At 38.9% G+C, this 12,018-nt stretch carries 12 protein-coding genes; 5 read left to right on the top strand and 7 right to left on the bottom strand.

The annotated features are described in order from the left end of the window. Positions 1 to 128 precede the first annotated feature (128 nt). From tsf to L3V46_RS14850, 5 genes are all read left to right on the top strand, one after another. A complete protein-coding gene (gene tsf, locus L3V46_RS14870) occupies positions 129 to 1,004 on the top strand; it encodes a translation elongation factor Ts (RefSeq protein WP_004722025.1) in 876 nt (291 codons plus the stop codon). A 157-nt stretch (positions 1,005 to 1,161) separates the two neighbouring features. Then, positions 1,162 to 1,722 (top strand): DUF3465 domain-containing protein, encoded by a 561-nt coding sequence (locus L3V46_RS14865; protein WP_239046123.1) that lies wholly within the window; start codon positions 1,162 to 1,164, stop codon positions 1,720 to 1,722. Between the two features lie 136 nt (positions 1,723 to 1,858). Further along, positions 1,859 to 2,680 carry an AraC family transcriptional regulator gene (locus L3V46_RS14860; protein WP_239046122.1) on the top strand — a complete coding sequence of 274 codons (822 nt, stop codon included), beginning with the start codon at positions 1,859 to 1,861 and terminating at the stop codon, positions 2,678 to 2,680. A gap of 121 nt (positions 2,681 to 2,801) precedes the next feature. Further along, entirely contained in the window at positions 2,802 to 3,548 is a 747-nt protein-coding gene (locus tag L3V46_RS14855) for an AzlC family ABC transporter permease (protein WP_239046121.1), read from the top strand. After that, positions 3,545 to 3,859, top strand: coding sequence for an AzlD domain-containing protein (locus tag L3V46_RS14850; protein ID WP_239046120.1), 315 nt, complete (start codon positions 3,545 to 3,547; stop codon positions 3,857 to 3,859). The genes L3V46_RS14855 and L3V46_RS14850 overlap by 4 nt, the downstream gene beginning before the upstream one ends. A gap of 50 nt (positions 3,860 to 3,909) precedes the next feature. Here the strand turns inward: L3V46_RS14850 and L3V46_RS14845 are convergent, their stop codons facing one another. From L3V46_RS14845 to rodA, 7 genes are all read right to left on the bottom strand, one after another. Beyond that, complete coding sequence (locus tag L3V46_RS14845) at positions 3,910 to 4,356, bottom strand: Mpo1-like protein (RefSeq protein WP_004722016.1); 447 nt, start codon at positions 4,354 to 4,356, stop codon at positions 3,910 to 3,912. A 118-nt stretch (positions 4,357 to 4,474) separates the two neighbouring features. Next, a complete protein-coding gene (locus tag L3V46_RS14840) occupies positions 4,475 to 5,245 on the bottom strand; it encodes a DUF4850 domain-containing protein (protein ID WP_239046119.1) in 771 nt (256 codons plus the stop codon). Between the two features lie 29 nt (positions 5,246 to 5,274). Next, positions 5,275 to 7,062 carry an amidohydrolase gene (locus tag L3V46_RS14835; protein ID WP_239046118.1) on the bottom strand — a complete coding sequence of 596 codons (1,788 nt, stop codon included), beginning with the start codon at positions 7,060 to 7,062 and terminating at the stop codon, positions 5,275 to 5,277. Positions 7,063 to 7,248: 186 nt separating this feature from the next. Next, on the bottom strand, positions 7,249 to 8,412 hold the full coding sequence (locus tag L3V46_RS14830; RefSeq protein ID WP_239046117.1) for an MFS transporter: 1,164 nt from the start codon (positions 8,410 to 8,412) through the stop codon (positions 7,249 to 7,251). A 218-nt stretch (positions 8,413 to 8,630) separates the two neighbouring features. After that, positions 8,631 to 9,242 carry a septal ring lytic transglycosylase RlpA family protein gene (locus tag L3V46_RS14825; protein WP_004722011.1) on the bottom strand — a complete coding sequence of 204 codons (612 nt, stop codon included), beginning with the start codon at positions 9,240 to 9,242 and terminating at the stop codon, positions 8,631 to 8,633. A 285-nt stretch (positions 9,243 to 9,527) separates the two neighbouring features. After that, positions 9,528 to 10,529 (bottom strand): lytic murein transglycosylase B, encoded by a 1,002-nt coding sequence (gene mltB, locus L3V46_RS14820; protein WP_239046116.1) that lies wholly within the window; start codon positions 10,527 to 10,529, stop codon positions 9,528 to 9,530. A gap of 34 nt (positions 10,530 to 10,563) precedes the next feature. Then, on the bottom strand, positions 10,564 to 11,706 hold the full coding sequence (rodA, locus tag L3V46_RS14815; protein WP_004722007.1) for a rod shape-determining protein RodA: 1,143 nt from the start codon (positions 11,704 to 11,706) through the stop codon (positions 10,564 to 10,566). Positions 11,707 to 12,018: the final 312 nt, after the last annotated feature.

Raw genomic sequence — 12,018 nt, 5'->3', positions numbered from 1 at the left:
GCAAGCTTGTCATTTTTGTGATTTAAAATGATGACAAATTGAGCGTCGAGAAAGCAAAACGGCCCAGAGGAACCTTTGGGCCGTTTTTGTTGAACAGATTCATATTCTACCGTATTTAGGAGAACAACATGACTGCAGTTACTGCGAGCATGGTAAAAGAATTACGTGACCGTACTGGTCTTGCAATGATGGAATGCAAAAAAGCATTAACAGAAGCAGACGGTGACATCGAATTAGCGATTGATAATCTTCGTAAATCAGGTCAAGCAAAAGCAGCTAAAAAAGCTGGTAACATTGCTGCTGATGGCGCGATCACAATTGCTCAAGAAGGTAACAAAGCAATTCTTTTAGAAGTAAACTGTCAAACTGACTTCGTTGCTAAAGACGAAAACTTTGCTGGTTTCTCTGCGAAAGTTGCTGCTGCTGCACTTGCTGCTGGTGTAACTGATGCTGCTCAAATTGCTGAATTGAAACTTGAAGATGGTTCAACTGTTGAAGAAGCTCGTATTGCGCTTGTTCAAAAAATCGGTGAAAACATCCAAGTTCGTCGTGCTGCAATTGTTGAAGGTGAAAACCTTGCAGTTTACAAACACGGTTTAAAAATCGGTGTTGTTGTTTCTTACACAGGTTCTGCTGAAACTGGTAAAGGTATTGCAATGCACGTTGCTGCGTTCAACCCAGTTGCTGTAACTGCTGAAGATGTTTCTGCTGATCTTATCGCGAAAGAGAAAGAAATTGCAGAAGCTAAAGCGATTGAATCTGGTAAGCCAGCGAACATCGTTGAAAAAATGGTGACTGGTTCAGTTGAAAAATACTTGAACGAAGTTGTTCTTGAGCGTCAACAATACGTAATCGACAACGACAAAAAAGTTGCTGAAGTATTGAAAGCGACTGCAACAACTGTAGCTCAATTCGTTCGCTTCGAAGTGGGTGAAGGTATTGAGAAGAAAGCTGAAATGAGCTTTGCAGAAGAAGTTGCTGCTGCTCAAGCGGCTGCTAAATAATTTTTACTCACTGAGTATAATTATTGAAAACCCCTCTTTTGAGGGGTTTTTTTTATCTGTAATTTAATTGAAGTAGATTTAGAAGAATTAATTCATACATATCTAAAAGATTATTCTTTTATAATTCCACCATGAACATTGATTAGACTCAAACTTTATGGCAAATAAAACACAACTTGGTATTGGTGCTGTAATTGCAGTGATCGTCGCAGCTTATCTGGGTGTTGATCTCAATCAACAAAAAAATCAAGCAACTGAACCCTCTAAAGTTGAATCGATCGATCAGCAAAACAATCATTCACAAGACAATACACAGCATGTGGATGAGCAGGGTAAAGATAACCAATTTAAAGATAAGCCGTCTGCCAATAGTCAAAATCAAAATGGTCTTGAGGTTATTCGAAAAGCCTATGATGCAAAACTCAGTAATGTTCAAGTACAATCCATCGGTCGAGTAAAAGCCGTGTTGCGTGATGATAATGAAGGTTCACGTCATCAAAAATTTATTCTTGCACTGGATAATGGCTTAACTGTATTGGTTGCACATAATATTGATTTAGCACCCCGTATCGATAATTTACGCAAAGGCGATACTGTTGAATTTTTTGGCGAATATGAATATAGCAACCAAGGTGGCGTAATGCACTGGACACACCATGATCCAAAGCGTCGTCATCAAGATGGTTGGCTAAAACATAATGGAAAAACCTATCAGTAATCTATTGGTTATTTTCTTATGTGCACAAAAGATCTTTGTATTTTCCATGTCTAATCGTATAGATAGCAATTTTGTTCTATACGCTTTTTATAAACATGCTATTTTAAAATTATTATCAAAAGTCTGAATAGAAAAAATGCAGGAGTGGGCAAGCTACTTTCACCTAAAAGAATTGGGTGGATTAGAGTTGTTAAAAGCACAGTATCACCATAAGCAATTTTCAAAGCATGTGCATGAAGGTTATTGTATTGGTGTGATTGAAGATGGTGCACAGAGTTTTTATCGGACTGGGCAGTTACATACAGCACCGAAGGGCGACATTATTTTAGTCAATGCTGATGAAATTCATACAGGTTCATCTGCTGTCGAGTCAGGCTGGAAATATCGTGCAATTTATCCAACGCCAGAAATGTTGTTAGATGCAGGGCAAGATTTTTTTAGTGTTAAAAATAGCGTACCGTGGTTCCCACAAGCAGTTGTGCAAGATGTTGGATTGGCACAGCAACTTTGTTTACTTTTTGATTTATTAGAACAAAAAGAAAATACTTTACTGAAAGAGAGTATGTATTTATCCACTTTAGCCCGCTTAATCAGTCGTTATGGTCGTGCCAAATTAACACCTGCTCAATTACCAGAAGCACAACGGAAAGTTGAAATAGTCAAAGATTTATTAAGCAGTTTTCCTGAGCATGATTATTCGCTCACTGATTTGGCGACATATGTAGGATTAAGCCCTTGGCATTTTTTACGTGAATTTAAAAAATATACGGGCTTACCACCGCATAGTTGGTTGGTTCAGGTCCGTTTACAGAAAGCGCGCCAATTATTAAAACAAGGTCAGAGTATTGCAATGACTGCCCAAAATAGTGGTTTTTCAGATCAAAGTCATTTTAATCGGCATTTTAAAAAAGCAGTCGGGGTTACACCTTCTCAATATTTAAGTACCTTAAATATTTAATAAATGTATCCGGGAATAGCCATTTAAACGTTTACAGCTCCTGACCAAATAGCAATTTCATTCAAGCGATCACTGAGCATTTATAAGATACTGCTTAAATTCTTAGATTTGGATTTTGCAAATGAGTGATCAATTTGAATCTTATACTGCCGAGATTGAGCCGAAGTCTAAACAAAATAAAAAGGCATTTTTCCAAGGTGTGGTCGATATTTTACCTTTATCTATTGCCGTACTGCCTTGGGGTATTCTGGCTGGATCAATGGCAATCAATGCTGGATTAAGCTTTGCACAAGCATTCTCAATGTCCGCTGTTGTATTTGCAGGTGCAGCACAGTTAGTAAGTTTAGGTTTAGTCATGTCACATGCATCGGCCTTGACGATTATGATTACGGTATTTTTCTTAACCAGTCAGCATTTAATATATGCGCTTAATTTTCGTCAAGATGTCAGTCGTTTTCCGTTTAAGCAACGTATATTAATTGGCTTCTTGCTGACAGATGAACTGTTTGCTGTCGGTATTGGCAAAGATAAACAACGCAGCTTTGCTTATTTGTTTGGTGCTGGGCTGTGTTTTTATTTGGCTTGGTGCCTATTTAGTGTGTTGGGTATTGTACTGGCTAAATCAATTCCAAATTTAGAAAGCTTACATTTAGATTTTTCAATTGTTGCGGTATTTATTTTGATTATTGTGCCTATGGTGAAAAATAGCGCAACTTTGGTAGGCGTTATGTGTACCTTGCTATCTGCCTGTATTTTTAAATATTTTCAATTTGAAGGGGGCATTGTGCTATCAGGGATTTTGGGGATGTTTAGTGCGATGTGTATGGCAAAGATCGTCGGAGTAAAAAATATAGGCGTAGCAAAATGACATGGACTTTATTGTTAACGTTGGCAGCCATTGTATTGATTAACCGCTACTTTTTCTTGGAACCTAAAATCGCCCTGAAATTACCTCGTGTGATTGGAAATATGTTGCAGTATTCAGCGCCATGTTTGCTGACTGCAATTTGTGCACCCATTGTATTTTTTAATGGAGATCAATTCCGTGCATTGCCTTTGGATGCCTATTTTTTAACAGCAATGATCTGTGTTGTTTTAGCGCTTATTTCTAAGAAAATTCTAGTCAATTTAGCTTTAAGTTTATTGTGCTTTTACGGGTTATTTTATCTGTTAAATTGAAAAAAATGGAGGGAAAAGCCGAATTGGATTTTCCCTCTGGTTTATTTGCGCTAAAAAGCCAGTTTCTGGCGTGTTTTCCATTTGGGTAGTACTTTACCAAGATAGGCATCCATACACCATACAGGGCCAATGAGGAGGAATTGAAGGTCTTTAAAGAAAGAAGGCTTTTTACCCTCGACTTTGTGACCATAAAATTGACCAATCCAAGCTAAAATAAACACCCCAATATAGAAACCAACACCAACAGGAAGTAAGTAAATGATCCATGCCATGACTGCAATTAATGCGGTCATTGCTACAGCAAGAACAATATCTAAACGGGCATAGAAAACGAGGGTAAGAACCAGAAGCAGTGCGGTAAGCAAGGCACTAAAATGTGCAAGAATCCCAATGATGGCAAATAAAATCGCGGGGACACAAGCCCAATGTATGGCTTTATTGGTTTTGTTTTGATGACTTTCGCTATATTCATCGAACCATTCGGTGATTGTTTTCATTTGGCGCTCCATGCATGTGGTTGGCTATATTTATTTTTGCTGAAAACAATATAAATCAGAATAATGTTTTGGTCAAAATAGCGGCTTTAAATAAAACCAAGTGCTGGTCAGGAGGATTTCAATGTGTGGCCTGATAGAAATTTAAAATATCACGTGCCCAAGTTTGATGTTCTGGTTTAAGTGTAACTTTGATTTCCTGAAAATTGGTGACATCGTTGCCATCACTTTCATCGGCATAATAGGCAATCCCATGTGTTTTGTTGGGATAGTTGGGAATTTGATAGCTAAAATACACTTTATTTTTATTGGCTTTGACGATGTTTAACAGATGGTTTTTATCTTCAATGGCTCCAAATTCATTGTCTAAACTGAGTTTTTTCACATTTGGGAAATATAAACTTGCGCTATGCATGGCACAGCCAGCACACGCGGATGAATTATAAATGGTGATGACTTCATCTTTTTTACGGCTTGCCAGCACAGCATACGCAACGCCAGAAGGTCCCATATCCGTGCTGATCACTTGCCATGATAGGGGGACAAGTACAGGACCAATACCGGGCAGTAAGATGATTTTAAAGTTTTTTGCTTGAGTTGCAGATAATGTATAACTGAACTGACATTTCACTTGTTGGGTATTGTTGATCTTACAGACGGCATCATCTTTGTAGAATCCTGTATCGTTAAAAGGATTGGGAATTGCAGCAATATAGGTATCCACGGTTACATTATTGCTGAGTGTGGCTGCGGGAAGTTGTTCAAGTTGGTGTTGTGGGTGAGGTGCTTGGTTGGTTTTTAGATCAGGAAAAGTGGCTTTGAAAATAGCGATATCTGCATAAGTAAAACCACTCAGGCCCAATAGTATGATTAAAAATTTCGAATTAAGCATGTCCTATCCCGACTATCCCTTACTGATCCTTATTGGGGACTTTGATAAATCAATTGACCTTCTTTATAGGTTGCCAATATTTTGATGTCTTTAATCTTTTGAGTGGGCACTTTTAATGGGTCTTGATCTATCACCACAAGATCCGCCAATTTGCCTTTTTCTAAGGTACCTTTGTCTTTTTCTTCAAAGTATTGGTATGCAGCCCAATCTGTGACTGATTTTAATGCAATATAAGGACTGACTTTTTGATCCTCACCTAATACATCTCCAGAACGGGTGGTACGATTGACGGTTGCATCAATTACCATCATATTTTTAGGAGGGATAACTGGAGCATCGTGGTGCTCAGTAAAAATCATATTTTTTCTTAATGCAGAACCTGTAGGGGAAATTCGGTTGGCACGTTCTGCGCCGAGTGTTTCGTGTTTATGCCAATCGCCCCAGTAATAAGTATGTAATGAGAAGAACGAAGGAATAAGCCCTAATTTCTTGGCTTGATCTAATTGATCCTCACGCATGGTTTGCGCATGAATAATCACATTGCGGCGATCTGCTTGGCCATATTGTGAATTGGCTGTTTCAATAGTTGCGAGATATTGGTCAATTGCAGCATCACCATTGGCATGTGCAAGAATTTGCCAATGATTCTTATAAGCCAGATTAATTGCATCTTGAACCATTTTTGTATCTGGGTAGGCTGGATAACCACGATAGTCTTTAGGTTTTCCCTCTGGTGGGATGAAGTAAGGCTGCGTTAGCCATGCGGTTTTGCCTTGTGGGGAGCCATCTAGGCTGATTTTAACCCCACCAATTCTAAAATGATTTTGATAATTGAGACTACTGCCATTTTTCAGCATGTAATCTTTTTCATTGATGATATCTGGATAAACCACGACATCAATATTCAATTGATTGATAGCCGCAAAACTTCGCCATAATTCAGCAGTACCATGATCTGCACGACCTTCTTGTACAGTGGTATAGCCATTTTTGATATAGGTATTCAGTGCTGTTTTTGCCATATTTTGCATGATTTCAGGTGGAACTTTGCTAAACGCAGTTGCCATTGCTGAAAAAACAGCAGCTTCTTCAAGTACACCATTGGGTTCTTGAGAATTTGCTTTACGACGAATAATCCCGCCAGTTGGATTTGGGGTATTTTTATTGATGTTTAAACGTTCAAGAGCCTTATGATTTACAGAGGCTAAGTGTCCTGACTGATGTAAAACAATAATCGGGTGATTGGTGGAAACCAAATCTAAATCATCTGCTGTAGGATGCCGTTTTTCTTTAATTTGGGCATCATCATAACCATTTCCAATAATCCAACCTGAGGTTGCTTTGATAAAGTCAGGATTGTTTTGTTGCCATAATGAAAGTTCATGAATCAATGATGCAATATCTGAAACGTTACCATCGGGCGTAGGGTAGAGATTTGCCACAGTTTGCTGTAGACCGACACTATTTAAATGGCTATGTGCATCAATAAAACCAGGCAGCAGGGTATGATGGTTTAAGTTAACCTCTTGGGTATTTTTTTGTTTTAACTTTTGCGCTTGTTTTAAATCACCTGCAAAGACAATTCTTCCATCCTTGACCAGTAGCGCTTCGACATAATGGGGTGACATGCCTTGCATGGTTAAAATTGAGCCACCGTAAAATAGCGTGTTTGTTTGCGTCAATGTTGCAAGATCAGCGGGTGTATTCGTGTTTGTTGGAGATACTGTGGTACATGCGCTAAGCGAGCCAAGGCCAATTACGCAGATGATGGGTGCAATTGCACGGACAAGTTTTGATGGGCTACTGATTTGAAACATGAATAATCCCCAAATTTGTTTTATTAAATATTGCTCAAAACAGATGAATTGAATTGTTTATTTTATTCAAACTAGCAAAGATTTTGATCTGCGTATAGGTTTGATATGTGTTTAAAAATGATAAGTGTTTTTACATTTGAACAATGATCTTGATTTATCCTAAACGATTTTTTATTTATATACAGCCTAAATAAATCTTTTTCTAAAATAAATCACAGATAACAGCGCCAGTGCTAAACCAATAAATGAGGGACCATAACCGATAGGAGCAGCAAGTAAGCCAACAATTACAGCTCCTGCTACAGCCCCGCCATAATTAAAAATATTCACCCGTGCGATAATTTCATCGCGTCGATTTTCATCTAAACGACCTGCTGCTGAAAATGTCAGCGGGACTAATGCGCCTACCGCAACACCAGCCATTGCAAAACCAGCAATGACAATCGCCAATGAATGTCCTAAGCCAGCTATGGCACAGCCTGTTGCACCAATCAGCGTTGTGATGAAGGCAACCCATGCAGCGCTTTTAAATTTTAAAAGATAATCCAGACTTAAACGGGTGAGTAAAATACCCATTTGGTATGCGGCATAACCCAATGGGGCGACTGTGGCTGAGCTTGCTAAAATATCTTTAAGATAAATTGAACTCCACGTGCTGATCGCTGAGTCGACAGTAAAGGCGATGAGAATGATCACACCAAAAATAAGCAATTGTTTATGCGGAATTGGTGATCGTTGTTGAGGATGTAGGGCAGCATTTTCTTTTTGTTGAAATAACCAACGTTTTGACACTTGCGATGTAATCAAACACATCATGACAGCAATGCACAATGCCGCAGTTGCCCCAAGTGTGGTTGAGACTGTCGCGGACATGATTAACGCACCAAGGAAAGCAGCAGCGGTATAACAGGCAAAGAAACCGCCCAAGGCGCTTTTTCCAAGTTTCTGTTCCATCATGACAGCTTGCATATTCAATGCCGCATCTAAACATCCGAGTCCAAGCCCATAAAGTAAAAAACTAGCGACCATGATCATGACACTGGGACTAAATGCTGCAATTGCAATACCGATGGCTTCAAATAGCAAGCCGATAACAATAGCCAGCCTTGAACCTAGTTTGACGGCAAGTCGATCTGCCAAAATAGAACCCAGTGCTGCGACAATACAGACGCCAAGGATAATAATCGACAGTTGATCATCTGAAAGTCTGAATCTGCTTTTGATTGTGGGAAGCGCGGTCATAACGCTGGCATAACCCAAGCCTTGCGTGGCAAAACCAAGTGCGATTACTTTTTGGGTTTTGCTGAGGGATGTATGCGCGAAGTTTGGCGTTTTGCTGTTCACGTCCATGCATGGCTCACTTTTTTACTTTTAGAATTTAAACTTCGGTTTTCGTTTTGCTGTTTAGTGATACATCCTGTATCGACTCGCATTTTATTTTATCTGGAATGCATTGAAAGAAAAGGGGCATAACTGGAAAGTTAAGGGGGCAATTCGGACATCTGTATTTTTATTTTTACAATAAAAAAGCCACTGGAAAGTGGCTTTTGTTAAATGCATGCAGTGATTTACGAGTTTGGACCATCTACGCGTTCAATATTAACGCGTGCTGTTCCTGAATTTGTAATACCTAAACGCTTAGCAGCGCCGTAAGAGAGGTCAAGTACACGGTTACCATGGAAAGGACCACGATCGTTGACTTTAACCACTACGCTTTTACCATTGTCTTTATTGGTTACACGAATAAAGCAGTTTAATGGCAAGCTACGGTGTGCAGCAGTCAAATCATTCATATCGAATGTATCACCGCTTGCGGTTTTACGGCCGTGGAACTGACGACCGTACCAAGATGCAACACCAGTTTGGCTAAATTTGCGAACTGTGTTTGAAGCAACTTCATTAAGTTTATCAATTACTGAAGGCTCATCTTCAGGAACTTGAATCTTTGCTGCAATAGTTTGACGACGGACTTGATCGCCAGAACGTTCAGTAATTGACAAACTGTTTAGGTTTGAAAAATGAGAGTTGAAATTTGTTGAATCTTTGCTAATCACACGAGAAGCTAGACTCGAACTATCCGAATCATTGTTTAAGTATGATGACTGAACCATTTCTGAGTTGACCTGCGTCATACTCAGACCCATGGTCAGGGCCATCATATATTTTAGTGAAGCATGCATCGTTTAACTCCTTGGAACCTCAATTTTAACTTTCTAAGTCGCTGAAAATTAACCATAGAGGTCTGTAAATTCACTTGTGCAACTGCATTTAACGGAAAGGATAATATTCAAGCTGGAATAAATGTGTCTAGCATTATTTAAGAAACAGTTACAAAAAGGACAAATTCTTACAGGTTTTGATTAAAAAATAACCAATATTGTAACAAGGTGTGAAAAAAGTATTAAATGTGATCAAATTAACATAAAAAAATCTTGACTTATTTATTGTTTAGGAGATTGCAAGTCTTAACGACTTACAATTTCGGTGCCTAAAAGCCATAAAGCGGTGGCATACATACGGCTTCTATTATATGTCGAAATCACTTGAAAATTAGGATAAGTAATATAATAAATAGGGCCATTGCTGTCCTGTAATTGGATCACATTAACCAAATCTAAGTCATCAATTTTGACGATTGGATTTAATGGAGAAATCCCTAAATTTTTAAGTGATCCATAGGGAACAGGCTGAGTTAAATCTTTTGCAATAACCGCTTCAGGATTGTTCCCTGTATAACGCGCTAAAAATGCAATAGGGCGATCACGCTGCCAGCCATGTTGAGCCAGATAGTTGGCAATTGAACCAATCGCATCGACCGCAGAGTTACGTAAGTCAACATGACCATTTCCGTCGTAATCCACGCCAAATTTAGACACATTACTTGGCATAAATTGCGGATAACCTACTGCACCTGCATAAGACCCAACAATCGAATTGGTTGGAACGCCATCTTTATATGACCATGCAATTAAAGCACCCAACTCATCTTGGAAATATTGCGCACGGCGGGGATAACCAAAACCGAGGGTTGCAAGTGCATCACGGGTGATAAAGGAGCCCTTATTTGAGCCATAACCTGTTTCCACCCCTAGAATGCCTAGGATGATTGCTTGAGGCACCCCAAACTGCTGTTCTGCGCGATTTAGTGTATCTGCATATTGTTGTTTAAAACGCACACCACGTTGGATGGTGCCTTCAGCTAAAAAATTAGTTTTGTATTGATACCAAGGCTTACTTTCACCTGGTCGTTCCATAATGCTGATGATATTGGGTAAATTGCGTGAGCCGTTCATTGCCCAATCAATTTGTTCGCTACTTAAACCATAGGTTTGCATGGTTTTGGCTTTAAAATTATTGTATTCAGGGTTGCTGGCAAAATCATTGGCTTGGCAGAAACTGGTCAGTGAAAATGCAGCTGCACAAAAAGTGATGTTTTTAACCTTCTGTAAAAGCCCAAAAGTAAACATAGGTTATATTTCCTAATTATTTATGATAAAAAAATTAACGATGTGTATGTATAGACATCACAATGCCAAAAGTGGCCATTAAAGTAATAATTGCAGTACCACCATAACTCATAAAAGGTAATGGCACACCGACTACAGGTAAAATACCACTGACCATGCCCGCATTTACAAATACATAAACAAAAAATGACAAAGCAAAAGTACCAGCAACCAAGCGCCCAAAATTATGGAAGCATTGTAGACTCATTTGAAAGGTTCTAAAGATAATACAAAAGTAAATGATGATCAGAAGTAGGATACCAATCAGACCAAATTCTTCAGAAAATGCGGCAATAATAAAGTCCGTATGACCTTCAGGTAAAAAATGTAAGTGCGATTGAGTACCTTCTAAATAACCTTTACCCATAAAGCCACCCGAACCAATCGCTGTTTTAGACTGAATAATGTTCCAGCCTGTGCCTAAGGCATCGGCTTCTGGATTAAATAAAGTTAAAACACGTTGTCGTTGATAGTCATGTAGTAGAAATTCCCAAGCGACTGGAATTACCACTGCAACAGCACTCACTGCACCTAAAATCATTTTCCAAGAAAGACCACTCAGAAATAGCACAAAAATCCCACTGGCTAAGATGAGCAGTGATGTACCTAAATCGGGTTGTTCTGCAATCAGGATAAAAGGAATGCCAATCATGATCAGTGATAAAAACACATTTTTAAAACTAGGCGGTAGAGGATTACGAGATAAAAACCATGCAATCATCAATGGCATACCAATTTTTAAAAACTCACTGGGTTGTACACTGCCAAAACCCGGAATCCCAATCCAGCGTTGAGCACCCATACGAACCTCACCAAACACTTTAACTGCGACTAAGCAAACCAGTCCAAACAAATAAAAGTAAGGTGCAAAAGCTTGATAAACTTTAGGGGGAATTTGGGCTAAACCACACATGACAAGAAAACCGATACCAAAGCTCATGGCTTGTTTGGAAACCAGCCCCATATCTTGTGCAGACGCACTATAAAGGACGGTTAAACCGAGCATCGCGTTTAAAATTAGAAATAAGCTCAACCAAGGGTCAATATGGAGTTTTTGCCAGCGTGAGGGGATCATGGCAGTACTTAGACCATCACGAGGAGATTGACGTAAAAATTTATATTGAGAGCTTGGTGCCATTGGTCTATTTTGTGCGGGAAATGTGTTTTGCGCATGCTATCACAATCCCCCCCGAAGGCAATGAATATCAATACTTTGCAACAAAATTATGATCTGAATTTTGTGATTATTTTGAGCGTGAAATATTTAAATTAGAAAATAGTGGGTTAAATAGATTGAATTAAATGGTTTTGAATTTGAAAAGGTCTTAGATGGATCTAGGGATAGTATTTTATATTGATTTTAAGTTTATGAATTTAATGGTTAATTACTACAGCTAAAAAGTATAACTCGATAAATGCAAAAAAAATGCCCTTACCAAGAAGGGCATTT

It is taken from the genome of Acinetobacter sp. AG3 (genome assembly GCF_022343575.1).
In the GTDB taxonomy this organism is placed as follows: Bacteria; Pseudomonadota; Gammaproteobacteria; order Pseudomonadales; family Moraxellaceae; genus Acinetobacter; species Acinetobacter guillouiae.
The sequence above is the reverse complement of the archived record's forward strand: the minus strand, read 5'-3'. Positions and strand labels throughout refer to the sequence as shown.